At 66.6% G+C, this 25,345-nt stretch carries 35 protein-coding genes; 33 read left to right on the top strand and 2 right to left on the bottom strand.

Annotation, left to right across the window (positions count from 1 at the left end; all coding sequences use genetic code 11):
• The first annotated feature begins 8 nt into the window (after window positions 1-8).
• The 20 genes from COA17_RS07435 (at window position 9) to COA17_RS07340 (ending at window position 16,868) form a co-directional block, all read left to right on the top strand.
• Window positions 9-2,867, top strand: a complete 2,859-nt coding sequence (locus COA17_RS07435; RefSeq protein WP_096611323.1) for a phage/plasmid primase, P4 family — start codon at window positions 9-11, stop codon at window positions 2,865-2,867.
• Window positions 2,868-3,079: 212 nt separating this feature from the next.
• The gene (locus COA17_RS07430) at window positions 3,080-3,613 is read left to right on the top strand and encodes a hypothetical protein (protein ID WP_245857527.1); all 534 of its coding nucleotides are present in this window, start codon (window positions 3,080-3,082) and stop codon (window positions 3,611-3,613) included.
• Window positions 3,614-3,764: 151 nt separating this feature from the next.
• Window positions 3,765-4,118, top strand: a complete 354-nt coding sequence (locus tag COA17_RS07425; RefSeq protein ID WP_096611321.1) for an HNH endonuclease — start codon at window positions 3,765-3,767, stop codon at window positions 4,116-4,118.
• Window positions 4,119-4,185: 67 nt separating this feature from the next.
• The gene (locus COA17_RS07420; RefSeq protein ID WP_245857524.1) at window positions 4,186-4,662 is read left to right on the top strand and encodes a helix-turn-helix domain-containing protein; all 477 of its coding nucleotides are present in this window, start codon (window positions 4,186-4,188) and stop codon (window positions 4,660-4,662) included.
• A 4-nt stretch (window positions 4,663-4,666) separates the two neighbouring features.
• Window positions 4,667-6,439, top strand: coding sequence for a terminase large subunit (locus COA17_RS07415; protein WP_096611319.1), 1,773 nt, complete (start codon window positions 4,667-4,669; stop codon window positions 6,437-6,439).
• Entirely contained in the window at window positions 6,439-7,812 is a 1,374-nt protein-coding gene (locus COA17_RS07410; RefSeq protein WP_096611317.1) for a phage portal protein, read from the top strand. The genes COA17_RS07415 and COA17_RS07410 overlap by 1 nt, the downstream gene beginning before the upstream one ends.
• Window positions 7,813-7,814: 2 nt before the next feature.
• Window positions 7,815-8,102 carry a hypothetical protein gene (locus COA17_RS07405; protein ID WP_096611656.1) on the top strand — a complete coding sequence of 96 codons (288 nt, stop codon included), beginning with the start codon at window positions 7,815-7,817 and terminating at the stop codon, window positions 8,100-8,102.
• Window positions 8,103-8,110: 8 nt separating this feature from the next.
• Entirely contained in the window at window positions 8,111-8,809 is a 699-nt protein-coding gene (locus COA17_RS07400) for an HK97 family phage prohead protease (RefSeq protein WP_217990998.1), read from the top strand.
• 24 nt (window positions 8,810-8,833) lie between these two features.
• Window positions 8,834-10,039, top strand: coding sequence for a phage major capsid protein (locus COA17_RS07395; RefSeq protein WP_245857521.1), 1,206 nt, complete (start codon window positions 8,834-8,836; stop codon window positions 10,037-10,039).
• A 155-nt stretch (window positions 10,040-10,194) separates the two neighbouring features.
• Entirely contained in the window at window positions 10,195-10,398 is a 204-nt protein-coding gene (locus COA17_RS07390; RefSeq protein ID WP_096611313.1) for a DNA-binding protein, read from the top strand.
• Window positions 10,395-10,625 carry a hypothetical protein gene (locus COA17_RS07385; RefSeq protein WP_096611311.1) on the top strand — a complete coding sequence of 77 codons (231 nt, stop codon included), beginning with the start codon at window positions 10,395-10,397 and terminating at the stop codon, window positions 10,623-10,625. Before COA17_RS07390 ends, COA17_RS07385 begins: the two co-directional genes overlap by 4 nt.
• The gene (locus COA17_RS07380) at window positions 10,616-11,029 is read left to right on the top strand and encodes a hypothetical protein (RefSeq protein WP_141397045.1); all 414 of its coding nucleotides are present in this window, start codon (window positions 10,616-10,618) and stop codon (window positions 11,027-11,029) included. The genes COA17_RS07385 and COA17_RS07380 overlap by 10 nt, the downstream gene beginning before the upstream one ends.
• On the top strand, window positions 11,026-12,462 hold the full coding sequence (locus tag COA17_RS07375) for a phage/plasmid primase, P4 family (protein ID WP_217990997.1): 1,437 nt from the start codon (window positions 11,026-11,028) through the stop codon (window positions 12,460-12,462). Before COA17_RS07380 ends, COA17_RS07375 begins: the two co-directional genes overlap by 4 nt.
• 473 nt (window positions 12,463-12,935) lie before the next feature.
• Entirely contained in the window at window positions 12,936-13,235 is a 300-nt protein-coding gene (locus COA17_RS07370) for a hypothetical protein (RefSeq protein WP_096611305.1), read from the top strand.
• Between the two features lie 19 nt (window positions 13,236-13,254).
• Window positions 13,255-13,626: a hypothetical protein gene (locus COA17_RS07365; protein WP_141397044.1), complete on the top strand. Its 372-nt coding sequence runs from the start codon at window positions 13,255-13,257 to the stop codon at window positions 13,624-13,626.
• Between the two features lie 141 nt (window positions 13,627-13,767).
• The gene (locus tag COA17_RS07360) at window positions 13,768-14,385 is read left to right on the top strand and encodes an HK97 family phage prohead protease (RefSeq protein WP_096611301.1); all 618 of its coding nucleotides are present in this window, start codon (window positions 13,768-13,770) and stop codon (window positions 14,383-14,385) included.
• 3 nt (window positions 14,386-14,388) lie between these two features.
• The gene (locus COA17_RS07355; RefSeq protein WP_096611299.1) at window positions 14,389-15,609 is read left to right on the top strand and encodes a phage major capsid protein; all 1,221 of its coding nucleotides are present in this window, start codon (window positions 14,389-14,391) and stop codon (window positions 15,607-15,609) included.
• The gene (locus COA17_RS07350) at window positions 15,609-15,881 is read left to right on the top strand and encodes a hypothetical protein (protein ID WP_096611297.1); all 273 of its coding nucleotides are present in this window, start codon (window positions 15,609-15,611) and stop codon (window positions 15,879-15,881) included. Before COA17_RS07355 ends, COA17_RS07350 begins: the two co-directional genes overlap by 1 nt.
• Window positions 15,882-15,912: 31 nt before the next feature.
• Window positions 15,913-16,224, top strand: a complete 312-nt coding sequence (locus COA17_RS07345) for a hypothetical protein (RefSeq protein WP_096611295.1) — start codon at window positions 15,913-15,915, stop codon at window positions 16,222-16,224.
• On the top strand, window positions 16,206-16,868 hold the full coding sequence (locus tag COA17_RS07340; protein WP_096611293.1) for a hypothetical protein: 663 nt from the start codon (window positions 16,206-16,208) through the stop codon (window positions 16,866-16,868). Before COA17_RS07345 ends, COA17_RS07340 begins: the two co-directional genes overlap by 19 nt.
• A 23-nt stretch (window positions 16,869-16,891) precedes the next feature.
• Here COA17_RS07340 and COA17_RS07335 read toward each other — a convergent pair whose 3' ends face one another.
• Complete coding sequence (locus COA17_RS07335) at window positions 16,892-17,167, bottom strand: BrnA antitoxin family protein (RefSeq protein WP_096611291.1); 276 nt, start codon at window positions 17,165-17,167, stop codon at window positions 16,892-16,894.
• Window positions 17,157-17,408: a BrnT family toxin gene (locus tag COA17_RS07330; RefSeq protein WP_096611289.1), complete on the bottom strand. Its 252-nt coding sequence runs from the start codon at window positions 17,406-17,408 to the stop codon at window positions 17,157-17,159. The genes COA17_RS07335 and COA17_RS07330 overlap by 11 nt, the downstream gene beginning before the upstream one ends.
• 439 nt (window positions 17,409-17,847) lie before the next feature.
• On the opposite strand from COA17_RS07330, the gene COA17_RS18745 reads away from it, so the two are divergent.
• The 13 genes from COA17_RS18745 (at window position 17,848) to COA17_RS07265 (ending at window position 25,344) form a co-directional block, all read left to right on the top strand.
• Complete coding sequence (locus COA17_RS18745) at window positions 17,848-18,411, top strand: hypothetical protein (protein ID WP_141397043.1); 564 nt, start codon at window positions 17,848-17,850, stop codon at window positions 18,409-18,411.
• The gene (locus COA17_RS07320) at window positions 18,408-18,608 is read left to right on the top strand and encodes a hypothetical protein (RefSeq protein WP_096611285.1); all 201 of its coding nucleotides are present in this window, start codon (window positions 18,408-18,410) and stop codon (window positions 18,606-18,608) included. Before COA17_RS18745 ends, COA17_RS07320 begins: the two co-directional genes overlap by 4 nt.
• A 49-nt stretch (window positions 18,609-18,657) precedes the next feature.
• The gene (locus tag COA17_RS07315; RefSeq protein ID WP_096611652.1) at window positions 18,658-18,855 is read left to right on the top strand and encodes a DNA-binding protein; all 198 of its coding nucleotides are present in this window, start codon (window positions 18,658-18,660) and stop codon (window positions 18,853-18,855) included.
• 62 nt (window positions 18,856-18,917) lie between these two features.
• Window positions 18,918-20,087, top strand: coding sequence for a tyrosine-type recombinase/integrase (locus COA17_RS07310; RefSeq protein ID WP_176484830.1), 1,170 nt, complete (start codon window positions 18,918-18,920; stop codon window positions 20,085-20,087).
• A 158-nt stretch (window positions 20,088-20,245) separates the two neighbouring features.
• Window positions 20,246-20,506: a hypothetical protein gene (locus tag COA17_RS07305; protein ID WP_096611281.1), complete on the top strand. Its 261-nt coding sequence runs from the start codon at window positions 20,246-20,248 to the stop codon at window positions 20,504-20,506.
• 1 nt (window position 20,507) lies between these two features.
• Window positions 20,508-22,562, top strand: coding sequence for an Ig domain-containing protein (locus COA17_RS07300; RefSeq protein ID WP_096611279.1), 2,055 nt, complete (start codon window positions 20,508-20,510; stop codon window positions 22,560-22,562).
• Window positions 22,562-23,122 carry a head-tail connector protein gene (locus COA17_RS07295; protein WP_096611277.1) on the top strand — a complete coding sequence of 187 codons (561 nt, stop codon included), beginning with the start codon at window positions 22,562-22,564 and terminating at the stop codon, window positions 23,120-23,122. The genes COA17_RS07300 and COA17_RS07295 overlap by 1 nt, the downstream gene beginning before the upstream one ends.
• Entirely contained in the window at window positions 23,119-23,451 is a 333-nt protein-coding gene (locus COA17_RS07290; protein ID WP_096611275.1) for a phage head completion protein, read from the top strand. The genes COA17_RS07295 and COA17_RS07290 overlap by 4 nt, the downstream gene beginning before the upstream one ends.
• Entirely contained in the window at window positions 23,448-23,861 is a 414-nt protein-coding gene (locus COA17_RS07285) for an HK97-gp10 family putative phage morphogenesis protein (protein WP_096611273.1), read from the top strand. The genes COA17_RS07290 and COA17_RS07285 overlap by 4 nt, the downstream gene beginning before the upstream one ends.
• 3 nt (window positions 23,862-23,864) lie before the next feature.
• Window positions 23,865-24,236: a tail completion protein gp17 gene (gene gp17 / locus COA17_RS07280; protein WP_096611271.1), complete on the top strand. Its 372-nt coding sequence runs from the start codon at window positions 23,865-23,867 to the stop codon at window positions 24,234-24,236.
• Window positions 24,237-24,251: 15 nt separating this feature from the next.
• A complete protein-coding gene (locus tag COA17_RS07275; RefSeq protein WP_096611269.1) occupies window positions 24,252-24,698 on the top strand; it encodes a phage tail tube protein in 447 nt (148 codons plus the stop codon).
• Window positions 24,699-24,700: 2 nt separating this feature from the next.
• The gene (locus tag COA17_RS07270) at window positions 24,701-25,057 is read left to right on the top strand and encodes a hypothetical protein (RefSeq protein ID WP_096611267.1); all 357 of its coding nucleotides are present in this window, start codon (window positions 24,701-24,703) and stop codon (window positions 25,055-25,057) included.
• A gap of 59 nt (window positions 25,058-25,116) precedes the next feature.
• Complete coding sequence (locus COA17_RS07265; protein WP_096611265.1) at window positions 25,117-25,344, top strand: hypothetical protein; 228 nt, start codon at window positions 25,117-25,119, stop codon at window positions 25,342-25,344.
• Window position 25,345: the final 1 nt, after the last annotated feature.

Raw genomic sequence — 25,345 nt, 5'->3', positions numbered from 1 at the left:
TCATCACAATGACCGATACACAGCCCGCGTCGATGGTCGACGCGGCGATCGATTTCGCGCGCCGTGGCTGGCCGGTGTTCCCCTGCAGCCCGGCGAACAAGGCGCCGTTGCTGGGGCGCGACCTGGACGATGACGGCAAGCCGATCCGCGGTTCGGGCGGGGTGACCAAGGCCAGCACCGACGAAGCGACGATCCGCGGCTGGTGGGGACGCTGGCCGCAGGCGATGATTGGCGTCGCGGTCGGCCGGGCGGGGATGCTGGTGATCGATTTCGATCCGCGCGTCGATGAGATCGTCGATCCGGACACCGGCGAGGTGACCGGCGAGGAGGTGTGGACGCTGGAGCGGCTGAAGGCCGAGCTGGAAGCCCAGATGGGGTGCGCGCTGCCGGTGACGCTGGCGGTGCGCACGCCGTCGGGCGGGGTGCACTGCTATTTTCGGATGCCGGACGGCGCGCCGATCGGCAACGTCGGGAGCCTGCCCGATCATATCGATGTGCGCGGCGAGGGCGGGTATGTGATCGCGCCGCCCAGCGTGTGCGTCGGCGACGGCCGGCGGTGCGTGCCGGGCGGCTATGGCTGGCTGCGCGGCGATGCGGGGGCGGCGATCGTCGACATGCCGGCGGCGCTGGTCGAGATCCTGCGCACGCCGAAGCGGCGCGCGGGGCGCGGCGACGACCAGGCGCGGCCGGTCGCGGCGGCGCGCGGGCCGCGCGACTATGCCGCGTCGGACGTGTTCCCGGTCGACGTCGACGAGGCGCACCGGCGCTATGCGATCGGCGCGCTGGACCGCACCGCGGCGGAGCTGGCGGCGACGCCGCGCGGCGGGGGGCGGCACGGCGGGCGTAACAAGGCCGCCTATGCCGCGGCGTTCAACATGGGCGGGTTCGTCGGCGCCGGCGCGATCAGCGAGGCGGTGGTGCGCGCGACGCTGGTGACCGTGGTGCAGGGGTTCGATCCGGCTGCGTTCGACCGGCACGTCCAGGCGATCGACAACGGCATCGAGGGCGGGCGCCAGCATCCGCACGACCTGAGCGGCATCGGCACGCGTGCCGGATCGAATGCGCGCCGCCGCGACAGCGGCGGGTCCGCTGGATCGTCCTTCCCCCCGTTGCCGCCGGTCGACGCCTATTCCGACGACGTCGCGGAACCCGGACCCGACGCGGGGGGCGAAGCGGACGACTTCCACGACGGAACCGCGGCCATGGGTTCCCCTATGGGGGGTGGGGGGCGGATCGCGCCGGCCCGTGACGACGTGGTGGACCGCGAATGCGCGATGTTGCCGCGCACCGATCTGGGCAATGCCGAGCGGTTCTGGCGGCGGCATGGCTGGAAATTCCGTTTCTGCGCCGAACTGGGGTGGTTCGTGTGGGACGGCCGGCGGTGGGAGTTGCTGTCCGAGGAAAAGGACAAGGTGCCCGGCAAGGTCAGCTACGCGGTGTTCGAGACGGTGCGTGCGATCCGGCACGAAGCCGATCTGGTCGCGGCGTCGGGACTGAAGGAGGAATTGCCGTCCGACGCCAGCGATGCCGAGCGGGAGGCGACGCTGGACTTCATCGTCAAGTGGCGCGGGAGCGGCGACAACAAGGTGCCGATCTATTTCAGCGACATGCTGCGCGATCACGCCATGTCGAGCGAGGGCGCGCAGCGGCTGCATTGCGTGGCCAACCTGGTAAAGTCGTTCCACGGGATCGCGATCGGGGCGGATGCGATGGACGTCGACCGGCTGGCGATCAACGTCCAGAACGGCACGTTGCGGCTGACGCGCGAGGGCAAGCGCTGGGCGGTGGTCGAGGGCCGGTTGAAGCAGGTCACGATCGGGGATCGATGGGGGCTGCGGCTCGACCGGCATCGGCCCGACGACCTTATCAGCAAGGTCGCGCATGTCCGGTTCGATCCGGGCGCCGACAGCCCGGTCTATGACGCGTTTCTGGAGGCGGTGCAGCCAGACCCGGTGGTGCGGCGGTTTCTGCACCAATGGGGCGGATATTCGATCACGGGGGATATCAGCGAGCAGAAGCTGGCGTTCTTCCACGGCAAGGGACGCAACGGCAAGTCGACGCTGGTCGACCTGTGGGGCCATATCGCGGGGGATTACGGCGGGTCGATCGCGATCGAGACGCTGCTGGACCAGGGCAAGGGGCGCAAGGGCGGCGATGCGACGCCCGATCTGGCGCGGTTGCCGGGCATCCGGTTCCTCCGGACCTCCGAACCGGAGAAGGGGGCGAAGCTGGCCGAGGCGCTGATCAAGCTGATCACCGGGGGCGAGCCGATCGACGCGCGGTATCTGCACAAGGGGTTCTTCACCTACCTGCCCAGCTTCAAGGTGACGGTGTCGGGCAATCACAAGCCCAAGATCACCGGGCATGACGACGGCATCTGGCGACGCGTGATGCTGGTGCCGTGGGACGTCCAGATCGCGGCGGACAAGGTCGACCGCGCGCTGCCCGACAAGCTGCGCGCGGAGGCGCCAGGCGTGCTCAACAGGTTGCTGGAGGGGTTGCTGGACTGGCGCGAGCATGGGCTGATCGAGCCGGACAGCGTGAAGGCGGCGACGACCAAGTACCGCGAGCAAAGCGACCAGCTGGGGCGGTTCCTGGACGATTGCGTGCGCATCGTGGACGGGGCCAAGGCCAAGTCGAGCGAGCTGTTCGCGCTCTACAGCGCATGGGCGAAGGCCAATGGCGCGGCGGAGTGGCAGCAGGCCGGCTTCACCGCGGCGATGCAGGACCGCGGGTTCGAGAACAAACGATCGAACGGCATCCAGTGGCTGGACATCGAGATGGTCAAGCAGCCTTCCGACTTCGCCGAACGTGATGCGCGGGATGATGGATCACCGCCGTATTCGGCCGACGATTACCCGGTTTAGGAACAGGCGGTGGTTCCGGCGGAATGTGGGGGTGGAAGCGCAGAACATGAGGAATTGTGCGGTGTTGGAACGCTTGGAAATCGAATGACGCCACCCGCCATGATGTGTGTGCGCATATGTGCGCACATGATGATTTACCTTTGATTTCCTTCCACCCCTTCCAATCAACAATCTGGCATCTTCGGATGCCGCGCGAAACAGGGAATTCTTCGATGGATCATCGGGCCGATATGGAAGCGCAGTGCGGCGGGACGGCGGTTCCGGTGGAAGGCGGGCGCGAATGGACGTTCGATGACGTCCAGGACCGGCTGGTCGAGGCGATGCTGACCTGCTGGCGCGGAGGCGACCGCGAGCGCGGGTGGCTGCGCGGCGGGGCGGACGGACCATGGCACATGGTGCTGCCGGATGCGGCCTATGACGGCGGGCGCGATGCGGCCGAACAGCGCGCGGATGCGGCGATCCGCCCCGCCGCGCTGACACGCCGCGACGTCGACGAAATGGAGGAGGCGTTCGGATGGGTCGAGGCGCTGGAGGCTGGGCAGCGGCGGCTGGTGTCGGCGGCCGTGGCGCAGCTGGCCCGCGGTCAGCGGCAGGTCAGCTGGGTGCGCGTGGCGCGTTCGTTTGGTCTGGATCGGGGCACCGATGGCCTGCGGATGCGCTACGGACGGGCCATCTCTAGCATCGCCGCGCGGCTGAATGGCGGAAATGCACGGGCTTTCGTGTCAAGCGATTTAGTTGGTCGTTAACACAATTTCGGGTGTTCGCCTGTCGCCGGTTTTGGGCGTATTTATTGATACGCTGAGGCGGGCTTGTGAGCGCGGCGAGGCATCCTCTCTCCCTGATCCTGCGAAGGGCGTCCCGGTTTCGATCGGGGCGCCCTTCGCCGTTGTGGTGGCCATGGCACGATTGAGCAGCGTCAAGCCACGGCTGGGCACGTTGCGGCCACGGCTGGCGCAGCGCGACGATGCGCGGGCGGAGATGGACCGGCGCCGCGAGCTTCGGCCGTGGCGCAAATGGTACAAGACGGCGCGATGGGCCAAGCTGCGCTGGGCCGTGCTGGTCCGCGACGTGTTCACTTGCTGCCGGTGCGGCGTGATCGGGGCTGACACGTCGCAGCTGGTCGCCGACCATCGCAAGCCTCATCGCGGCGATGAGGCGCTGTTCTGGGACTTCGACAACCTCCAGTGCCTGTGCGGCGCGTGCCACTCCGGCGCCAAGCAGCGCGAGGAGCAGGCGACCGCCTGGGAGTAGGGGGGGGTCGAAAGTCGGGAGGGCGGTCGCCGCCCGGACCACTCATGCTCTCACGTGGAGACTTTTTTTGGGCGCGGATGGATTTTCGGAGACCGATCTGTTCGGCGATCCGATCGTGCCGCGCTCAGAAGGGCGTGGGAGGCCGGAGCATCGGTGGAGCCTCGAAAACTCCAACAAGGTGCTGTTGGCGTTCGCGCGCGGCCTAAGCGTCAAAGAGGCGGCAACCGCGATCGGGGTGTCGGTCGGCACGCTGCGCAAGCATTATTTGAACGAGATCGAACAGCGCAACGCGGCGCGGCTGCGCATGGAGATGACGCAGCTGGCGCGGCTGAACAAGGCCGCTGCCGATGGCAAGGTCGCCGCGGAGAAGGAACTGTTCAAGCGGCTCGACAAGGCCGCAATGCAGCAGCTGGCGGAAAGCGTTGTGGATCGCGGCCGTCCCAAGAAGGCGGCGCCGATCGGCAAGAAGGAGGCGGCGCGCGCGGCGGCCAAGGAGGCGGTGAAGAAGTTCCGGCCGCGCGCCGGGCCGAACCTGCTGAACTGACGGCATGCGCCCGGTGGAGTGGTCGACCGCGTGTCCCGACTGGGAGACGCGGATCGTGGAGGGGCGCAGCCTGGTCCCCCCACCGCTGTTCCCCGATGAGGCGGAAGCGGCGCTAGCCATCTTCAAAAGCCTGCGCATCGTCGACGTGCCGGGCCAGCCGACGTTCGGCGAGGCGTGTGACGACTTCGTTTTCGATTTCGTCGCCGCGATCTTCGGCGCCTACGATCCGGGCCAGACCCGGCAACTTATCAACGAGTTCTTTTTGCTCATCAGCAAGAAGAACGCGAAGTCCACCATTGCCGCCGGGATCATGGTCACGGCGCTGATCCTCAACTGGCGCCACGCCAACGAACTGTTGGTGCTGGCGCCGACCAAGGAGATTGCCAACAACGTCTTCACCCCCGCGATGGGGATGGTGAACGCGGACCCGGAATTGAAGGCGTTCCTGAAGCCGATCGAGCATCTGCGCACGATCAAGCACCTGGATAACGGGTCCGAACTGAAGGTCGTGGCGGCCGACAGCGAGATCGTCGGCGGGAAGAAGGCCGGCTTCGTGCTGGTCGAGGAAGTCTGGCTGTTCGGCAAGAACCCCAAGGCCGCGGCGATGCTGATGGAAGCGACCGGCGGGCTGGTCAGCCGGCCGGAAGGGTTCATCGTGTATCTGTCGACGCATTCGGACGAAGCGCCGCGCGGGGTGTTCAAGAAGCTGCTGGACCTGTTCCGGGGCATCCGTGACGGGACGATCGTCGACAAGCGCAAGCTGGGGATGCTGTACGAGTTTCCCGCGGCGATGATCGCCAGCCGCGCCTATCGCGATCCGGCCAACTTCTACGTCACGAACCCGAACATCGGCCGGTCGGTCGACCCGGAGTGGCTGGCGGAAAAGCTGATCGAGGCGGAGCGCGGCGACCAGGGCGAGTTGCAGATATTCCTGTCGAAGCACCTGAATGTCGAGATCGGCACCCGGCTGTCGAACGACCGGTGGAACGGAGCGGACTTCTGGGATCGCGCGGCTGACGTCACGCTGGTGACGCTGGATGATCTGATCCGGCGAAGCGAGGTGATCGTGGCCGGGATCGACGGGGGCGGCCTGGACGACCTGTTGGGCCTGTGCCTGATCGGGCGCGAGAAGGGGTCGCAGCGGTGGCTGGTCTGGGCGAAAGCCTGGGCATGGTCGGTCGTGTGGAAGCGCCGGCAGGATATCGCGACGAAGCTGGATGAGTTCATCGCGGAAGGATCGCTGGTGCGATGCGAACTGCCCGACGAGGACGAAGCGGCTGCGCTGGCGTCGATCAGCGACGGTGAGGCGCCGCCCGAGGACGATCAGGAGCTGACGGCGGACATCGTCGGTGTCGTCGACGTGCTGGAGGAGGTGCGCGCGGCGGGGCTGTTCCCGGCCAGCGAGGCGATCGGGTTGGACCCGGCGGGAGTGGCGACGCTGGTGGACGAATTGATGCGTCGCGGTTTCACCGACGACCAGCTGAAGACGATCCCGCAGGGCTGGCGGCTTACCAGCGCGATCAAGGGCATGGCGCGCAAGGTGGCCGCGCGGACGTTGCGCCACGGCGGGCAGAAGTTGCTGACCTGGTGCATCGGCAATCTGAAACAGGAACCGAGGGGAGCAAGTGGCGTGGTCATCACGAAACAGTCCCCGTCCGCCAAGATCGATCCGGCGGCAGCGATGTTTTCCGCCGGGATGCTGATGGCATTGCGGCCGGAGGCGTCGGACGATCAGACGCTGGATGAATTCATCGCCCAGATGAAGACCGCCGCCTGATGGCCGGATGGGTAGGATCCGTGCTGTCGTGGTTCGGCAGTAGCGGCGCATCGGGCAAGCTGAGCGGCGCCCCGGAAGACGAACCGACGCGCAAGGCGATCGCGTTCGGTTCGGCGATCGACAGCGCGGGGCAGGTGGTCAATCAGCGCACGACGCTGGGGCTGGCGGCGGCGTGGGCGTGCATCAGCCTGAAATCCGAGCTGGTCGGGTCGATGGGATGCGGCGCGTACAGCAAGAGCGCGCGTGGCGGGCGCGAGGCGCGCGAGGATCACTGGCTGTACGACCTGCTGCACGAAGAGCCGAACGCCGATCAGACCCCGGCCGAATTCTGGGCGGGTCAGGTCGCGGCGATGGATCTGTGGGGCAACGCCTATGCCGAAAAGGAGACGCTGGGCGACCGGGTGACGGCGCTGACGCCGTTGCCGCCCCACCTGATGCAGGTGACGCGAAATGCGAACGGCGAGCGCATCTATGTGTTCGCTGACCGCGGCAAGGCCGAGCGCCTGCCGGCGGACAAGATATTCCACCTGCGCGGGATCACGCTGGGCGGTGACGTCGGCCTGTCGGCGATCGAGTATGGCCGGCGCACGCTGGGCGGTGCGATGGCCGCGAACAAGGCCGCCGCTGACACCTTTCGCGCGGGCATGCAGGCCGCGGGCTTCATGGAGACGGGTTCGACGAACCTGAAGCCGGAACAGCGGGCGGACCTGCAGGAGATTTTCGATCGCTTCGTCGGCGAGGCGATGCGCGGCCGGATCGTGCCGCTGGAGAAGGACTTCAAGTGGCATCCGCTGAAGATGAACCCGGCGGAGGTTCAGCTGCTGGAATCGCGCGGCTGGGACGTCGAGGAAATCTGCCGGTGGTTCGGGATGCTGCCGATCCTGATCGGGCACGCCGCCAAGGGTCAGACGATGTGGGGCAGCGGCATCGAGCAGCTGTTGCTGGGCTGGCAGACGCTGCGCCTCAACCCGCTGCTGCGCCGGATCGAGCAGGCGGCGAAGAAGCAACTGTTGACGCGCGCCGAACGCAAGCTGATCTATCCGGAGTTCAACCGCGAAGCGGTGATGGCGACCGACAGCGCCGGGCGCGCCGCCCTCTACAGCGCGTTCGGTCAGAATGGCGTGATGGACCGCAACGAGATGCGGTCGCGCGAGAACCTCGATCACCGTCCCGGCGGCGAATATCTGACCGTCCAGTCCAATCTGGTGCGGCTCGATCAGATGGGCATGGACGGCGCGGCGTCATCCGAACAGCAGCTGCGATCGGCGCTGCTGGGGATGCTGGGCGTGCAGGGCGGCGACATCGAAGCGCTGATCGCCGCCAAGGTTCAATCGATGATGGGGCACAACGCCGGCCCCCGCCTGGAGGAATGACGATGGCCGATGGTATCCCTTTTCCGGAAGCCAATCTCGTGCTTCGCGCTCCTACGCCGGAAGATGCGGCGGCGGGGACGGTCTGTGACCTGCATGTCCACCGTTACCGTGACCTGGATGGCAATCCGCAGGTGTTGAGCAAGTGGCAGTTGTCGGCGGAAGAATTGGCCGAGGTGGTCCGGACGGGGGGCACCATCTGGTTCAATTGCTGGGGCGGCACCCACCCGCCCATCTGGATCAGCGGGGCCGACCCGTTCGTGCGTGCACCCGCACAGGCGCAGGAGGCTTGACGATGCACATGGGTCGCGTCTTCGGGCGCAAGCACACCGGCGCGCTGAAGGTGCGCGACTTCGATTTCGAGGTGAAAGCGGTCGGCGATGACGGCACGTTCAGCGGCTACGGTTCCGTATGGGACGTGGTCGACAGTTATCAGGAGATCGTCGCGCGCGGGGCGTTCACCGACAGCCTTGCCGAGATCGCGGCGAAGGGGCGACCGGTGCCGATCCTGTGGCAGCACCGCGCAGGCGAGCCGATCGGCGCGTGGACCAACCTGAAGGAAGATGAGCGCGGCCTGTGGGGCGACGGCGAACTGCTGATCGCCGACGTCGCGCAGGCGCGCGAAGCGCACGCGCTGGCCAAGCGCCGGATCGTGACCGGTCTGTCGATCGGCTATTGGGTGCGCGAGAGCAGCTACGACGAAAAGACCGGCATCCGCACGCTGACCAAGCTGGACCTCGTCGAAATCAGCCTCGTCACCTTCCCGGCGAACGATGACGCGCGGGTCGAGGCGGTGAAGTTCAAGCTCGCGCACGGCGAACTGCCGACCGAGCGGGAAATGGAGAAAGCCCTGAGGGAGTTAGGGTTCTCCAAGACGCGAGCCGCGGGTGTCGTCGCCCACGGCCTGACGGAAATGCGGCGGAGGGAGTCCGACTGCGACCCGGCGACGACCACGGTTCTCAAGAGCCTTTCGGACACCCTGCGCGGCTTCACGCTGTAGGCCGCGCGAACAAGGAACAATCGCATGAACATGATGACGAAGGTCGCGGCGCAGGCCGCGGCGCCCATGCTGGCGCGCGAGTTCGGCCACAAGGCGGCCGGCGACGGCAACGACGCGGCGACGCTGGAGCAGGTTCAGAAGAACCTCGACCAGGCGCTGGGTCATGTGAAGGAGGTTGCGGTCGAGTTCCGCGCCAAGAGCGCCGAGGGCACCAAGATCAGCGAGGAGGCCAAGGAAAAGGCCGACAAGGCGCTGGTCGAACTGGAAGCGATCCGCGGCGACATGAAGGAGCTGTCGCAGAAGCTGGCGCAGGGCCGGCGCGGCGGCGGTGACGACACGCCCGAGATGAAGAGCCTGGGCTATGAGGTCGCACGCCACGCCGATGTGAAGTCCTACGCCGAGGGCGGATGCAAGGGCACGATCGGCTTTTCGGTGAAGGCGGTGACCAGCGCGACCGGTTCGGCCGGCGGCCTGATCCGCCCGGAGCGCCAGCCGGAGATCGTCGGCCTCCAGCGTCCGCAGCTGCGCGTGCGCGACCTGCTGACGCCCGGTCAGACCGAAAGCAACTCGATCGAATACGCCTACCAGACGGTTCGCACGAACAATGCCGCGCCGGTCGCGGAAGGCGCGCAGAAGCCCGAATCGAACTATGGCTGGGACGTGGCCAACGCGCCGGTGCGCACCATCGCGCACTGGGTGCCGGCGTCGCGGCAGGCGATGGACGACGTGCCGCAGCTGGAAAGCCTGATCGACGGCGAACTGCGCTACGGCCTGGACGACGCGGAAGACGCCCAGCTGCTGCTGGGCGACGGCACCGGTCAGAACGTGCTGGGCCTCTACACGCAGGCACCCGCCTATGTGCAGCCGTCTGGCGTGGCGATCACCGGCGAAACCCGGATCGACCGGCTGCGCCTCGCCATCCTGATGGTCGAGCTGGCCGACTATGCGCCGGACGGCATGGTGCTGCACCCGACGCAGTGGACCAACATCGAACTGACGAAGGACGCCGCGGGCGGCTACGTCTTCGCCAATCCGCAGGGGCTGGCGTCGAACACGCTGTGGGGTCGCCCGGTCGTGTCGACGAAGCGGATCGGCACCGGCAACTTCCTGGTGGGTGCGTTCAAGCTGGCCGCGCAGATCTTCGATCGCATGGACACCGAGGTGCGCATTTCCGACCAGGATCGCGACAACTTCATCAAGAACATGCTGACAGCTAGATACGACGTGTGAAAAATCGAAATTAATCCGTGACTTAGGGGGCGAAAGCCCCCTTTTTTTGTTCGGCGTGCGACCAACGCAGCGTCACGCCGAAACCCGCAGAAATCCAACGATCTTCAACAGGCAACGGGACGCCCGTTGCGCAACAGTTGCGCAAGGAAAGAGGCATGGAACGACACACACCTGACCTCCTAACCGGTATCGCCGCGATAGCGTGCCATCTCGGGTGGACAGAACGACAGACGCTGCACCAGCATGAGAAGGGGCTTATTCCGACCTTCAAGCAAGGTCGCATCGTCTGTGCCCGCCGATCCACCCTCGCCAAGCATTTCGCCGCGCAGGAAGCCGCAGCGACGGCGGTGCGGCCGTGACGGCGCTGGTGGGGGTGCCGGATCGCGACCGGCTGGAAGTGGTGCTGATCGAACGCGCCGGGCTGGGCTGGGCCGTGGGAATCGGCCGGCTGATGGCGCGCGGGATCGAGCGTGACCGGACGGCCTTCCTGATGGAGCGCGAGGCGATCGGCGCGGCGCGCCAGCTGGCGGACGCGGGCGACATGCTGCTGTTGCGCGTCGAGGCGGGCGAGGGGGCGTGCGACTGATGGGGTATTGCGGGAAACGGGCGGGCGACGGGCTGTCGATCCGCCGGGCGGCGCTGCTGAACCGTTGTGAGTTGTGTTCGGAGGTGCCGGGCCATTGCATCATCGGGCCGGAGTTGGCGAACGCGCGGGCGTGGAACGTCGTCGGGCCTTCAATCCAGGTCATGGAGGGGTGGGAGGGCTGCGCGAAAAACCGGCGCTGGGGCGTGGCCGTGTTCGTATGGGGGCTGACGCTCGACCTTCGCTACCGTGTTTCGTATTTCCGGCGCTTCGATTCCGCCATGTACGAGGCGATGCAGCGCGCCGCGCACCTGACCGGCGGGCCAATCGTGGAATGGATCGACGGGGATTACATGGCTGGGCCGGTTCCCGGTTCGCGGGTGCCGATCATGGTGAACCGTCGGTGACAATCGCAATGGTGCCAATGGATCCCGGCGAGAAGGCGGCCGGGGTCGACCAGGCGAAGGCCGAGGGCTTCTCCGAGGATGCGTTGGCGCGGGCCTTCGTCGGGGAGCATGTGGGTCAGCTGCGGTTCTGCCACAGCCGGGGGAAGTGGCTGGAGTTCGACGGCGCGATATGGCGCGAGGACAAACGTCGGCGCGCCTTCGACTATGCGCGGCGCTCGATCCGGGAGGCCGGCGCGGGCGCGAAGTTCGGGAAGGCTGCGGCGGCGAGCGGGGTAGAGCAATTCGCGCGGGCCGATCCGTTGCTTTCCGCCTGCGCTGATGATTGGGACCCCGACCCGTTCCTGCTGGGAACGCCAGATGGCGCGGTGGACCTGCGCACCGGCAAGGTACTGCCCGCCGATCACGCGTTCATGCTGACGCGATCCACGTCCGTCACGCCTCAAGAGGGGGAGGCGACGTTGTGGAAAGAGTTTCTGATGCAGGCGTCGGGCGGCGACCTTGAGTTGATCCGGTTCCTTCAACAGATTGCCGGATATTCACTGACCGCTGACACGCGTGAACATGCGTTGTTCTTCATTCATGGTCCGGGCGGCAATGGTAAGGGTGTGTTCCTTAATACCTTCACGCAGATACTTGGGGATTATGCTGTCACGGCCGCAATGGAAACATTCATCGCGTCGCGCAATGACCGGCATTCCACCGAATTGGCGGTGCTACGAGGGGCGCGGCTGGTCACTGCGTCGGAGACGGAAGAGGGACGGTCATGGGCCGAAAGTCGTATCAAGCAAATGACGGGCGGCGACCCGATCACGGCGCGGTTCATGCGACAGGACAACTTCACGTTCCTGCCCGCGTTCAAACTGGTCATCATCGGCAATCATGAACCCGTGTTGCGCAACGTCGATGAGGCGATGCGACGTCGCTTTCATATCGTGCCGTTCAATCACAAGCCGCCCAAAGTTGACCGCACGTTGGAAGCGCGGCTCCGTGCCGAGCATCCGCGCATCCTACGTTGGATGATCGACGGGTGTCTCGACTGGCAGGCTAGCGGGCTTGTGCGCCCGGCCAGCGTGGTGCGCCAGACCGATCGCTATTTTGAGGAACAGGACTTGCTGGGCCAGTTCCTCGCCGATCGGTGCGAGACGGGAGGGGACCTGTTCGACACCACGGCCAGCCTGTTCGCGGCGTGGGAGAAGTACGCTCACGCTGCTGGCGAATATCCGGGCAAGCAGAAGGCGTTCGGGTCGGCCCTGCGCAAGAGAGGGTTCAAGCCCGATCGGCTGGCGAACGTCGAGCGTACGCGGGTTTATCGTGGGGTGCGGCTGATGCTACCGATGGACGATCTGGGGCAGGTTGCGGGCGCGACGGCCGTTGCCGGTGCTGGCCATGCTGGTGCCGCTCATCCGCTTGATGATCGCGAGATGCCGCCTTGATCGACCGATCCGTAGGACGTTTCCGACCGCGTAGACCGCGTTTGGACGCATTTTCTCGGTTCACCAGCTTACGCGCCCGCGTCACGCACGCGCACACGCGTAAGGCCCCAACCGAAAAAACGCGTCCAAACGCGGTCTATGCGGTCGGGATCATGCGGGCGTGGCGCTTGTCGCACGGGACGTGGCAGGGGGTAGGGGGGTAGAAAGTCCAGAGGGGCGGCGCCCCCCGGACCACTCATTGTCTCATCTGGGGATTTTATTTCAGCGCGGCGGGAATTTCCGCGCCGCGCTTGCTGGCACGGCCCCGTTGGATGCGATCCGCGACCTTGTGACCCCCGGAAGTACCTTGAGGCGGGAAACGCGCTCCCGTGGCTTCTGTGGGGCCGTGGGTGGCCGCTGTTAGCGGCTGTCGCGTCGTCACGATCACCGGCCGCGTGCCGGATTAAAAATCATCGGTCGATTTTGGAGGCGTCATGCCGGTTGGCAAGCTGTGGGAGTTGGCGGCGATCCCGGACATGCCGTCCGAACCGACCCTGCGCCAGTTCATGCGCGCTCGACCTGACTTCCCGGTCATCGAGCATGGCGGCAAGGGCACGCCGTACCTGATCGACCTTGATGCCGCTGCCGCCTTCGTCCGCGCCCACTGGCGCGACAGCCGGTCGCAGTTGAGCGGACGTGCCAAGGCCAAGCGATCCGTCGTCGCGACCGCGTGCGCGCCACAACAGGGTGAATTGCCCTTTCTATCCACCATGGAGAATGTCGATGTTGAATGAGAATGATCGCGGAGAGGCCGTGGCGCGCTTCACCAGCGCGGTTGCCACGATCGCGGCCGAGTTGCTGGCCGCTGGCGCGCCTGGGGAGGCCTTGGCCGCAGCGCTGCGGATGAGGGCGGCGGCGATCGAGGGCGGGTTGCCGCGCACGAAGGATATGACCCCCAATGAACGCGAGCTTGTCGACCTGGCGCGCACGGGGCACGAGTTCATCAACACGCTGCAGGTGGCGGGGATTGCGGAACCCGTCGTGGTGACGGTGCTGGGCAACGTGCTGGTGGAGCGTGTCGCGCGAGTGCGTGGCGCAGCTGGGGCGGCCGATTGGCTGCGCAGGCTCGCTGCGCTGGTAGATGCGAACGCCGACGCGATCGAAGTCACCGCGCAGTCGCATTAACCCTTTCATTTCCGCGCCGGCTGCGCTATCGAGCGGGGGGTCAACGCGTGTGACGCGCGACGACACCCCGCCTACCGCGTGAGATGCGCGCCGGCGACGGCTCCTGAAACGCCCAACGGGCGAGCTGTCGGACTGCGCATCATGGATCACGTTTCCTTTCCCCTCAACGTCAAGGCCCTGTCGGAACAGGGCAGGCTGGACGGCATCGCTGCCGGGTACGGCAACGAGGATTCACACGGCGACACCTTCGCGCCGGGTGCGTTCGCTGCGTCCCTCGCGGGCGGGCGACGGGTCGCCATGCTCCTGCATCACGACATGAAGCGGCCGGTCGGTAGGTGGGACGCGTTTGCGGAAACGCGTACCGGGCTGGAGGCATCCGGGACGATCGCGCTGGGCACGGCCGATGGCACGGAAGCCTATGCGCTTCTCAAGGCTGGCGCGCTGACCGGACTTTCGGTCGGCTTCGTCCCGCTGGAGCGGAAGGGCGCGACGATCATCCGCGCCGATCTCTACGAAGTCTCGCTGGTGTCGGTGCCGTCGAACCCATCGACCTATGTCAGCAACGTGAAGGCCGCAGGCAACGTCCGCGAGCTTGAGGAGCATTTGCGCACGCTGGGCCTGTCCAGCCGGCGCGCGAAGGCAGCCGCCACGGCAGCATTCCGAGCGGCGGAAGACGCCGCAGACGAACAGGAGGCCGCGCAGATTGCCGCCCGGCTCACCGCATCCACCAAGGCAATCGCGACCCTCATGGGAGTATAGAAGATGTTCACCGACAAATTGCTGCGCCATCAGATGGCCCTTCGTGCCGGCGCCGCGCTTGACCTGCCGCTCCACACGAAAAACACGAAGTCGCTGGATATCGTGTTGGAAGAGCACATCGCGACGGTCACCAGGGCGCTGGAGAAGGCGAACGCCGTCCACGCGACGACCGAAGAGAAGCTGGCGGGCCTGAAAGGCGAACTCACCGAGCTTTCGCAGAAGATGGCGCAAGGCCGCCGTGGCGGGGGCGATCCGGTCCAGATGGAAACGCTGGGTGCTCGCTTTCTGCGCGAGAAGGGGGCCGATGTCGGGGCACTGAAAGAGGTGTCAACGGGCGCGGTCGCCATGTCGGTGAAGACGGTCACGTCCGGCAGCACGTCGGGCGGCGGCCTCCACGATCCGTACCGGGATGACGTCGTTTCCGTCCCGCGCCGCCAGCTGATGGTGCGGAGCCTGTTGCCGGTGGTGCGGACCGATAAGGGGGCCATCGAGTATCCGAAGCAGACGACGCGGGACCTGAACGCCGCGCCGGTGGCGGAGGGCGCGCTCAAGCCGGAAAGCAACCTGGGGTGGACGCTTCAGACTGTCCCGGTCCGCACGATCGCGCATTGGGTGCAGGCGTCGCGTCAAATCCTCGAAGATGTGGGCCAGCTGGAAGGTCTGATCCAAACCGATCTGATCTATGGGCTGGACGACAAGGAAGATACGCAGCTGCTGCTGGGTGACGGCACCGGCCAGAACCTCACCGGCCTCTACACGAACGCGTTGGACTACGCGGCCCCCTATGCACTCACCGCGCCCAACAAGATGGATCGTATCGGGTCGGCGCTCCTTCAGCTGGCGCTGAACGACTTCACGGGCACGGGGATCGTCATGCACCCCGCCGACTGGCTGCGCATCAAGCTGACGAAGGATCAGACCGGCGCCTATCTCGTTTCCGACCCGATCACGGGCAAGGTGTCCACCAATGAGGCGTCAGTCCCGATGCTGTGGGGGGTTCCCGTAATCCCGACCAAGGGCATCGGCGTCGGCAAGTTTCTTGTCGGCGAGTTCGCGGTCGCGGCAACCCTGTACGATCGCTGGGAAGCGCGCGTCGAGGCGTCGGTTTCGGACCGTGATAATTTCATTCGCAACATGGTCACGATCCTTGCCGAAGAGCGCCTGGCGCTCGCGATCAAGCAGAATGGCGCGCTGATCCGCGGCGACTTCTCGGGAGATGCGTAATGGCAGAAATGACCATTCGCGTGCGAACCCTTGTCCATCACGACAAGGGTTCTCTTGGCACGAAGGCGCCGGGTGACGTGTACGAAGCCCCCGCGAGCGAGGCGGGCCAGCTTCTGGCGCTCGGGGTGGTGGAGTACGTCGACCCGCCTTTGGAGGAGGTGAAGTACGCCTCCTACGGGGTGGTATTCGTGCCATCGGCAGCAGAGGTGCCCAACCCGCCGCCGTGGCCGCCCACCCCGGAATCGCTCGCGACCTGGGAAGTCGAAGTCTGATCCTGAAAAGCGTCGCGCGGAGAACACCAGCATGTCGAAGGTACTGAAAACCGCCGCGATCGTCGTAGGCGCTGTTGCGCTCGTGGCCACTGGTATCGGTGCGGTCGCGGGCGCGGGCATTGGCCTGGGCCTGTCGACGTCCACGCTCGCCACGATCGCAACCGTGGGGAAGGTGGCCACTGTCGCGGGGGCTGCGCTTTCCATCGGTGCCATGACCACGGCGAAACCGCCTCCGGTGACCGGCAATCAGACGTCGTTTAGCGCAAATCCTGACGATGGGTTGCCACTCATCCTTGGCCGCATGGCGGGCCGGGGTAGCGTAAGGTGGAGAGCCTCGCCGTGACGGCGGTAAGCGCGGTCGTGTCGGCGGATGAGCAAGTCGCCTACCTCGTCACCGACACGGCCTATTACGACGCGGCCGGGATCGTCACGCAGCTGCGCAGCAAGGTTACGGTGTCGCCGTCCCTGCGCATTGCCATCGCCGGTTCCGGCTGTGTCGATCTGAACGACGTGGCGCGCGCGTGCGAGACCAGCGCCACCACTGAGGAGGCGTTGCGTCGTCTGCCGGCGATCACGTCGGCGATCCGCGACAGGAACGATCGCGGCAATCCAACGGGCAGGATCAACGGGCACAATGACCTGATGCTGTTCGCCGCGATGTGGAGCGACCAGCGCCAGCGCGCCGAGGCGTGGGTGGTGGCATCGAGCCAAGCCTATCTTGGCTCGCAATACACGCCCTTCACCCTCGCGGCGATCATGGCGCTTTCGTCGCCGCCGGTTGCGGATGACGTGTTCGCGGCGGGTGTAACGGCTTCGGCCGCAGCGACCGCGCTTCGCGAGCAGCGTGCATGGTCGCTGGCCAACGACGGCCTGTGCTTCGTCGGTGGCTGGGGCGAGCTGACCAGCGTCGGCGCTGGGGGCATCGATCAAGAGAAGGTCGCGACCTGGCCGGATCGGATCGGCCGGCCGATCGCGACGGCCGGCTGATCCTGTCCTGTCCTTTCCTATCGTCAGGGCGCGACCTTGCGCAGCGCCTCGTTGATGCGCGACTGCCAGCCGAGGCCGGTGGCGCGCCAGCGTGCCAGCACGTCGTTATCCAGCCGCAGTGTCACCTGCGTCTTGTTGGACGTGGTGGACCCCTTCGGACGGCCAACCGGGCGGCTCCCATTCGGGAACGCCTTGGCGAGCGCGGGGAAGTCGCTGATCGGGCGGGCGCGGGCGAAGTCTTCCGCCGTCCATTCAGGGTTGTCGTCATCGAAAACGACCGGGGGGGTGTCAGAGGCCATGTCGGCGCATCTCCTTTGCATGGGCGCGGCGCAGGTTGATGACGCGGACGACGCTGCCGCGCATCGTCACCGCCGCGCAATGGGCCACCCCGTCGATCGTGCCGTACAGGCGGAAGCGCGGTTCCTCGAACCGATCGTCCTGCACGACCACGATCCCGGCCAGTTCGACGGCCCGCGCCAGCGAGACGCCGTGCTTCTCGACGTTGGCGGCGTCCTTTGCGGGGTCGAACTCAATGTCCATAGATTGTTTGTAGCTACGGAAAAGGCCGGGTGCAACAATAAAACGCACATACGAAAAATGCGACGAACCGAGCGCGCGGAAGCGATCCCCTTGGCGGGGGATGGCTTGCGCTTGGTGTCTGAAATCGGCACATTGTCCGTGGGTGTGGAAACCCGGACTAGAGATAGCGATCGAGCCGGTTGGCGCCGGACCCCGATCGTGAAGGGCAGGCTTGGCGGCCGGCCCCGCGTGAGCGCTTGGCGGCGCTCCGACTTCGGCTTCGTAGCCGGGGGCGGCGCGTCATGTCCAGCGCGAAAGCGTAAAAGCCGTCGACCTGTCTCTCTAGCAGGTTTCCACCCCCCGGCGACCGGCCGACCCGGTCAACGGCTGTGGAAAGCCGTTCCGACTAGAGAGAACGAACATGCACATGGGAACGATACACCCGCCGTCAGAGCGCCGCGTGGCGCGTCTGCTGGCGACTGTGGCGCTTTGCGAGCGCGGGACGATCGAGGAGGCCGTCGAGGGCCTGATTGCCCTGCTGGACGCGCGCGACGGCGATATTGACCTTGAGGATAGCGAGGCTGGGCAAACCTGTATCGACGATCGCGGGCGGCACCTCACTTATCGCACGCTCGCCGAGCATCGCCCTTCCGACGATGCCGACGCGATCGACGGCGCCTGGGTGGAGTGGGAGAGCCGCCACCCGCGCGCGCAACGGCGTGCCCTGCATGAGTTGATGGGCGATGGCGCGCATGAAGACGATGAGCCGAACGGCGACGAAGCCGATGGCACATGGGGTGCCGAGGACGAATTCATGACGCACGCCGGGAGCGGTCCCGGTTGCGACTTGGCCGATCCGGGCGGCGATGCTGCTGGCGAGGATGACGAAGCGGACGTGGTCGACCTGCTGGAACGGCACCGCGATCGCATTCGCGCGTCGCGCTGTGCTGTTGTGGCGGGACCGTGGGGTAATAGCTACCAGCTGCGGCATCCTCCCATGCGCCGGCATGAGGTCCGGAGATGACCGGCGCGGAGATAGCGACCGTTCGCACGATGGCCGATCGCGCCGAGGGGCTGCGCCAGCTTTGCTATGCGGTCGCGTCCGGCCTGTCCGATGACCCTGCCACAAGCGGGCTGGGCGAAGCGGTCGAGGCGATGGGGTGGATGGCCGGCGAAATCGGCAATCACTTGGGTTGCCTCGCTGATCCGGCGAAGAACTGATGATCCCGCCCCGCTCGCGGTGCGGGCGGGGCCAGCAGAGGAAAGCACCATGGATATTCAGCCGCAAGCGGCCGATTTGCTTTATGGGGTTCCCGCGATTTCCGGGCACCTCCGAATGTCTGCAAAGCAGGTCTATCATCTACACGCGCAGGGGCACCTGCCGACCTTCAAGATTGGCGGCAAGGTATGCGCCCGCCGCTCCACGCTGGCGAAATACTTCGCCGCATTAGAGCGGGAGGCGCGCTGATGGCGAGTGTGAACAAAAGGCGCTGGACGCGGCCGGACGGCTCGACCGGGGAAAAGTGGATCGTGCGCTATCTGGCGGGCGAACAGCACAAGCAACGCACGTTCGCGCGCAAGAAGGAAGCCGATGCATTCCGGCTCAAGATCGAGAGTAGCGCGGCGCAGAACAAGTTAACGGGTGTCGCGATCGACGCGACCGTTGCGCAGGCCGCGACCGAATACGGCATCCACAACGATCGTCGTTTTGAGGATGGCCAGATCAAGCGGGGGTCGCACCGTAACCTGGTCAATCTGATCGCCAACGCCATCGTGCCGCACCTGGGCAAGATGAGGATGGCGGACGTTGACGGCACGGTCCTTGAACGCTGGTTCTACACGCTACGCGAGGTCGAAGGGCTGTCCGCTCGAACAGCTATGGAACGCCTGATCGGCTATGCCACGTTCTGGACATTCGCCAAGCGCCGGAAACTGGTGTCGGGCGAGAATCCGGCATCGGAGGCGCTGGCGATTATCGGCAAGATGCCGCGCACGACGATCCGCACGATCACCGCCAACGAGTTGCGGCAGCTACTGACGACGGCGAGCGTGCGGCGGAAGCACCAGACGCACCATTCGTGGCGCGTGACACAGCTGGCGGTCCACCTCGCGGCGTTCTCGGGGCTGCGGATCGGGGAGATACTGGCGTTGCGGCTGTGCGACGTGGACCTGTCCGGCCGGCGCGTGCATGTTCGGCACACGCTCAACGATTGGGACGAACTGACGACGCCGAAAACACGCGACAGCCGGCGCGTGGTGCCGATCCCCCAAGCTGTCGCAACGTTGATCGCCGACTATATCCGTAACGATTACACCCCCAACGACCGCGAAATCATCATCCGCACCTCATTTGGTCGGGGTGGGGCGGCCGGTGGGAAGGTCGTCGCCAACGGCTTCGTCCGCAACTACTGGCAACCCTTGGTCGAGGCGGCGGGGCTGGGCGATCCCGACGACGCGCTGCACTTCCACGCGCTGCGCCATTTCGCCGCGAGCTGGTGGTTGCAAAACCGGATGCCGATTACCGAGGCGTCGCGGTTGCTGGGCCATTCCAGCCCGACGATCACGCTCGGCATCTACAGCCATGCGATCATGGAAGCGGAGGAGCGCGCGAGCGCGATCGACACCATGTCCGCAGCCTTGATCGAGGGCACCGTTGCGCAAGAATTGCGCACGGCGGTAAAAACCCTGACATATCAATAACAACACAACATGCTGACGATCCGCGCCGAGAAGCGCCTGGCGCTGGTCGTTCGCCGCCTCGCCGCGCTGACCAAGGGCAATTTCACCGGCCTGTGATGAGCCGGTGAGCGGGGCGCCCGTGCGGCGCCCCATACCCCTGCGTTGAAAGGAGAAGATCCATGAAGGACGCATATGTCCTGGTCGACCATCACGGCGACAACGGCACGGTGCGCGAGGGCATGATCCTGCGCGACATCAGCAACCAGCGATTCGACGCGCTGGAGAAGCACGGCCTGGTCCGCGCGGCGACCGCACAGGAAGCCAAGGAGGGCTATCGCCCCGACTTCGAAAGCGAAGCCGCGGCCGAGGAGCGCGAGGCGAAGGCCGCGAAGGCGCCGTCGAACAAGAACGCGCCTGCCGCGAAGAACAAGGAAGCCTGATATGGCGACCCGGCTCCGCCGCTTCGTTGCGGCCAATGGCAATCGCGTGCTGGCCGAGCTGTTGCTCACGCCGCGCGCGCCGATCGTGCCCAACGTCCCCGTCACGATCGACATCGTCGGCGCGACGGCGGGGTCGGCCCTTACCGCGTCGGGCCTTCCTTCGGGGCTGACGCTCAACAGCGCCGCGCGCACGATCACGGGATCGGTGGCGCTGCCGGGCAGCTATGCGGTGAAGGTGACGGAGACGCTGGCGGGGCGCGCGAACAGCCCGCGTACCGTCATGCAGACGATCGTCGTCGGCAAGACCGCGGAGATCGACCCCACCCGCGGATCGTCCAAATACAAGGGCGGCTTCCTGTTGCTGGCCGAGGGCTACCGCAGCGGCCAGTATGCCGCGCGCGATGCGTCCGGCCAGATGAACGATGCGGTGCCCGCCAGCCTGACCAGCCCGACGCAGGCGCAATACGCCGCCACGCCGGGCTACATCACCTTCCCCGGCGGGATCGCCACCCAGCCGCTGGTGGTGGACCGCAGCCGCGTCGCGCTGGACCTGTCGACCGACAGCTTCATCCTGGCGTTCACGATCAACATGGCGCTGCCCAGCGGCAGCGTGTTCGTTCTGGGCAATCAGGTCGATACCACGTCGCCGGGGCTGAAGCTGATCGCGGCGGCGAACGGCAACCTTCAGCCGATGGTGACTGTCGGCGGCCAGAACGTGTTCGGAAATTCATTTGGCGGCGCGATCGACGGCACCGATCACCGTGTGGTGATCGCGTGGGATCACAAGAGCGGCGATCTGAGCGTCGCGCTCGACGGTGCGCCGCTGACGGTGATGCCGGCGCTGGTGGACGCGACCGCCGGTGGCGCGGCGACGCGGCAGGCAACCGATTTCTTCATCGGCGGCTCCAGCGTCGGCGGAACCGCGGCGCAGTATCCGGCGATGAAGCTCGCCGCGATGCACCTGCTGGTCTTCAAGGACGGGTTGCCGATCAACCTGCCGATGGTCGCCGCGCAGCTGAACGCGCTGCCGCGCCGCGCGCTGACCAACGGCGACCTGATGGCGACCGCGTCGCGGCGCGTGATGGTGATCGTCAACGGCCAGTCCAACGAAAACGGTTCGGCGAGCGTCCCGGATGCCACGCGCTCGCGCGGGCCGCTACTGGCGGACGGCGTCCGGCCGCTGGGCGGGAACAAGGGGTCGATCTGGCCGCGGCTGTCGGAACTGGCGGCCGAGCGCGGCACGCATCTGATGGCGGCGAACTTCGCGATCGGCTCCACCTCGCTGGTCCACGACTGGTGCGGCGTGCTGCGCGCCTGGGCGAACGGGCTGAAGGTGGACAAGGGCACCTACGTGCTGGCCAGCGGCAACGTCTACAAGGCGACGGCGGTGCCGGCGCAGGCCACGGCGTCGACGGTGCAGCCGGCCGGTACGGGCGCTACGCAGACCGGCGCCGACAACATCACCTGGACATATATGGCGGCGGCGCGCGCGCAGGATGTGGCCGGCTACATCTACCCGTTCACCGACAGCTATTTCGATCCGAACGGCTATTTCGCGGCGGCCAAGGCGCAGTATCTGAAGTCGCGCGGGTACGACCTGCGCGCCGCCTATATCGCGTTCGGTCAGCAGGACTGGACGCTGGGCACCACGCGTGCGGAGTTCACGCAGGGGTATATCAACGCCGCGAATTACTGGCTCGACGCCGGTGCGACGGTGATCCTGGGCGTCACCTGCTACGGTGCGGCCGGCGACTTCGACACGTGGCTGACCAGCAACCCGGCCGCGACCCCGGCGACCGATCCGGCAACGGACACCGCGCCGGGGATCGGCGGATGGCAGGATGCGCTGCGCTACTTCGCGGGCAATCCCAAGGTCGTCGCGGGCGATAACTCGCGATACGCCCTGGGCGTCATTCCCAGCGCCGCGTCGGTCGGTGCCTCGCGGGCGCACACCATCCCGGCGATGGAAGGCGACACGATCCATTTCAACGCCCCGGCGCAGCGCGCCCGTGCCGCGGTGCTGGATCGCGCGGTGCAGGCGCGGAACCTGTGGTGATGCGCATCGTCGTCGTCACCCCGCCGGCACCGGTCGTCACCCTGGCGGAGGCCAAGGCGCATCTTCGCGTCACCGGCACCGCCGAGGATACGCTGATCGAAGGCATGGTGGCGGCGGCGACGCAGCATCTGGACGGCCCGGCCGGCTGGCTGGGCCGTGCGCTGGGCGTGCAGGAACTGGAAGCGCGCCTCGACCTGTCGTGTCACCCCAGCCTGATCCGCCTGTCGTTTCCGCCGATCACGTCGGTGACGAGCGTGACCTATCTGGACGCCAACCGCGCCCCGATCGTCGCGGACCCGGCGACGTATGAACTGATCGGCGAGGACGTGATCGCGATCGGCGCGCCCGCCTGGGCGAATGCCTATTCCGGCCGGGAGGCGCTGCGCGTGCGGTTCGTCGCGGGCTATGCGGTTCTGCCGGCGCCGATCCGCGTTGCTATCCTCCTGATGGTCGGCGACCTGTACGCACATCGTGAAACAACGTCGCCGGTTGCTACGACCAGCATTCCGATTTCCGTCACCGTGCAGGCGTTGCTGGAACCGTTCCGGGTGTATCGATGATCGCGGCCGGCGAACTGGAATGGCAAATCGGCATCTATCGGCGCCCAGCCGAGGATGATGGATTTTCGTCGTCGCCGGGCACGCCGGTAAAGGTCGGTGAGGTTTGGGCGAAGAAATCCGACATTCGGGACGGCGAGCGGCTGGCCGCGGCGGCCAATGGCCAGATCATCGAGGCGCGGTTCCTTGTCCGCTATGATGAGGTGACGTCGGCCCTCGCGGCAAGTGACCAACTCGACTGCGAAGGCGTCCGGTACGAGGTCGTCGGCATTCGCGAGGCGCGCGGACGCCGCGTCGGGATAGAGATCACTGCCAAGGCGATCCGGCCGTGAAGACCGGGATGCAGGTCGAAGGCTTCGACGCGGCCGATCGCAATCTTGCGGCGCTGGAGCGGTTGGCGGACGCGGACGACCTGCGCGCGCTGGGCGTGGAGGCGCTGGAGCCGGTCGCGGATGCGGCGCGGGGGATGGTGCGGCAGCGCACCGGTCGGCTGATGCGGTCGATCGGCGTTGGGACGCAGCTTAGCCCGGCGCAGGCCGCGCGCGTTTCGCCGGAGCCGGGGACTGTCGAAGTCTATGTCGGGCCGGGGTCGATGGCGCAGGCGATTACCGAGGAGTTCGGCACCGTCCGGGAGGCCGGGCACCCGTACATGCGGCCGGCGTGGGACATGCGGCTGGGCGACGTGATCGCCCGGCTGCGCAGCGGCGCCGGGCGACGTCTGAAACGGATCGTGAAGGGCTGAACGATGGAGGAAGCCTTTCGTGCGGCGCTGCTGGCCCATAGCGGGCTGGCGGCGCTGGTCGGCACGCGCATCGACTGGGGGTTGCGCGGGGCGGTGCCCAGCGTGCGGCTCCAACTGGTCAGCAAGGTGCCGCTCTACACCTATGCCGGCCGGATCGGCTTCACGCCGTACCGCGTCCAGGCCGATTGCTTCGGCGGCAGATACGGCGAGGCGAAGCGCGTGGCGCGCGCCGTCGTCGCAGCGGTCGAGGCGCTGACGCGGCCGCAATGGGATGCCTGTTTCGTCGAAGGCGAGCGCGACGATCAGGATGAGGATGCCGACGGCAAGCCGCTGGCCCGCACGTCGCTCGATTTCCGCATCTGGCACCACTCGTAAGCAAGGAGACGACCTATGGCCGGCAACAGCCAGGCGATGACGGGGCTTGGCATCGTCATCGCCATGAAAGCGACGGCGAATGCCACGACCTATACCGATATCGGCGAACCGACCGACATCACGCCGCCCCAGTCGATGGACGACGAGATCGAGGTCACGCACTACAACTCGCCGAACGGGACCAAGGAGTTCATCGGCGGTCTGACCGATCCGGGCGAATGCACCTTCACGATCAACTATATTCCTGACGGCGCGACCGAGCGGTTGATCCTTGGGGCGAAGGCGCTGCGCAAGCCGCGTGGCTTCAAGCTGACGTGGCCGAACGGGGTGACGTGGACGTTCGACCTGCTGATCCGCGGGTTCCAGCCGACCGCGCCGCTGAACGATCGCCTGACCGCGGAGGTGACCGGCCGCGTCAGCGGTTCCGTCGTCATCACGCCGGCCCCGAGCGGGGGCGCCTGACGATGGCGAACCCGATCAAGGGTGAGGTGGGGTTCAGTGTGGGCGAAGGTCGTTTCACGCTGGCCTACGACTTCAACGCGCTGTGCACGATGGAAAGCGACCTTGGCGTGTCGATCGAAGATGTCGGCGCGAAGATGGACACCGTCGGTGCGGTGCGGACGATGTTCCGCATCGGGCTGGAGGCGCATCACGGCCAGCTGAGCGATATCGAGGCCGGCAACCTGATCCACCAGCTGGGGCTGGAGGAGGCCGGATCGCTCATCACCAAGGCGTTCCAGGGTGCCTTTCCCGATGCGAGTGCGGAGGGAAAGGCGAGGCAGGCCAAGCCGAAACCGCGTGGGAGTGGTCGCGCGCGCTAGAAATCTGGGTCGAGCTGGGCCTCGACCCGGAGGCCTTCTGGCGATCGACGCCGCGCCTGATGGCGTCGATCGTCGAGGGCAAGCGACGTGGCGCCGAGAATGCCCACCAGGAGCGGGCGTGGTTGGCGTGGACGATCGCCGCACTGCAGCGGGCGAAGCGCCTGCCGGCGCTGACCGAGATCGCCGGCAACAAGAAGCGTACCCCAAAGCGCCGCGCGGCCAGCGTCGAGGCGCTGATGACGATGGCGCACATGTGGACCGCCGCCACGGGCGGCAAGATGGAGTGAT

This window comes from Sphingomonas ginsenosidimutans (genome assembly GCF_002374835.1).
GTDB lineage: Bacteria > Pseudomonadota > Alphaproteobacteria > Sphingomonadales > Sphingomonadaceae > Sphingomonas > Sphingomonas ginsenosidimutans.
This window is presented reverse-complemented; position numbering and strand designations above follow the sequence as displayed.

What these genes read in the sequence shown, in the direction of transcription:
- COA17_RS07270 (WP_096611267.1), top strand. Translation starts at nt 24,701, where the DNA reads ATGGCGAACCCGATCAAGGGTGAGGTGGGGTTCAGTGTGGGCGAAGGT.
- COA17_RS07355 (WP_096611299.1), top strand. Translation starts at nt 14,389, where the DNA reads ATGTTCACCGACAAATTGCTGCGCCATCAGATGGCCCTTCGTGCCGGC.
- COA17_RS07305 (WP_096611281.1), top strand. Translation starts at nt 20,246, where the DNA reads ATGAAGGACGCATATGTCCTGGTCGACCATCACGGCGACAACGGCACG.
- COA17_RS07400 (WP_217990998.1), top strand. Translation starts at nt 8,111, where the DNA reads ATGGGTCGCGTCTTCGGGCGCAAGCACACCGGCGCGCTGAAGGTGCGC.
- COA17_RS07335 (WP_096611291.1), bottom strand. Translation starts at nt 17,167, where the DNA reads ATGGCCTCTGACACCCCCCCGGTCGTTTTCGATGACGACAACCCTGAA.
- COA17_RS07300 (WP_096611279.1), top strand. Translation starts at nt 20,508, where the DNA reads ATGGCGACCCGGCTCCGCCGCTTCGTTGCGGCCAATGGCAATCGCGTG.
- COA17_RS07265 (WP_096611265.1), top strand. Translation starts at nt 25,117, where the DNA reads ATGGCGTCGATCGTCGAGGGCAAGCGACGTGGCGCCGAGAATGCCCAC.
- gp17 (WP_096611271.1), top strand. Translation starts at nt 23,865, where the DNA reads ATGGAGGAAGCCTTTCGTGCGGCGCTGCTGGCCCATAGCGGGCTGGCG.
- COA17_RS07320 (WP_096611285.1), top strand. Translation starts at nt 18,408, where the DNA reads ATGACCGGCGCGGAGATAGCGACCGTTCGCACGATGGCCGATCGCGCC.
- COA17_RS07415 (WP_096611319.1), top strand. Translation starts at nt 4,667, where the DNA reads ATGCGCCCGGTGGAGTGGTCGACCGCGTGTCCCGACTGGGAGACGCGG.
- COA17_RS07330 (WP_096611289.1), bottom strand. Translation starts at nt 17,408, where the DNA reads ATGGACATTGAGTTCGACCCCGCAAAGGACGCCGCCAACGTCGAGAAG.
- COA17_RS07315 (WP_096611652.1), top strand. Translation starts at nt 18,658, where the DNA reads ATGGATATTCAGCCGCAAGCGGCCGATTTGCTTTATGGGGTTCCCGCG.
- COA17_RS07350 (WP_096611297.1), top strand. Translation starts at nt 15,609, where the DNA reads ATGGCAGAAATGACCATTCGCGTGCGAACCCTTGTCCATCACGACAAG.
- COA17_RS07360 (WP_096611301.1), top strand. Translation starts at nt 13,768, where the DNA reads ATGGATCACGTTTCCTTTCCCCTCAACGTCAAGGCCCTGTCGGAACAG.
- COA17_RS07275 (WP_096611269.1), top strand. Translation starts at nt 24,252, where the DNA reads ATGGCCGGCAACAGCCAGGCGATGACGGGGCTTGGCATCGTCATCGCC.
- COA17_RS07405 (WP_096611656.1), top strand. Translation starts at nt 7,815, where the DNA reads ATGGCCGATGGTATCCCTTTTCCGGAAGCCAATCTCGTGCTTCGCGCT.
- COA17_RS07295 (WP_096611277.1), top strand. Translation starts at nt 22,562, where the DNA reads ATGCGCATCGTCGTCGTCACCCCGCCGGCACCGGTCGTCACCCTGGCG.
- COA17_RS07290 (WP_096611275.1), top strand. Translation starts at nt 23,119, where the DNA reads ATGATCGCGGCCGGCGAACTGGAATGGCAAATCGGCATCTATCGGCGC.
- COA17_RS07395 (WP_245857521.1), top strand. Translation starts at nt 8,834, where the DNA reads ATGAACATGATGACGAAGGTCGCGGCGCAGGCCGCGGCGCCCATGCTG.
- COA17_RS07370 (WP_096611305.1), top strand. Translation starts at nt 12,936, where the DNA reads ATGCCGGTTGGCAAGCTGTGGGAGTTGGCGGCGATCCCGGACATGCCG.
- COA17_RS07410 (WP_096611317.1), top strand. Translation starts at nt 6,439, where the DNA reads ATGGCCGGATGGGTAGGATCCGTGCTGTCGTGGTTCGGCAGTAGCGGC.
- COA17_RS07435 (WP_096611323.1), top strand. Translation starts at nt 9, where the DNA reads ATGACCGATACACAGCCCGCGTCGATGGTCGACGCGGCGATCGATTTC.
- COA17_RS07390 (WP_096611313.1), top strand. Translation starts at nt 10,195, where the DNA reads ATGGAACGACACACACCTGACCTCCTAACCGGTATCGCCGCGATAGCG.
- COA17_RS07430 (WP_245857527.1), top strand. Translation starts at nt 3,080, where the DNA reads ATGGATCATCGGGCCGATATGGAAGCGCAGTGCGGCGGGACGGCGGTT.
- COA17_RS07345 (WP_096611295.1), top strand. Translation starts at nt 15,913, where the DNA reads ATGTCGAAGGTACTGAAAACCGCCGCGATCGTCGTAGGCGCTGTTGCG.
- COA17_RS07425 (WP_096611321.1), top strand. Translation starts at nt 3,765, where the DNA reads ATGGCACGATTGAGCAGCGTCAAGCCACGGCTGGGCACGTTGCGGCCA.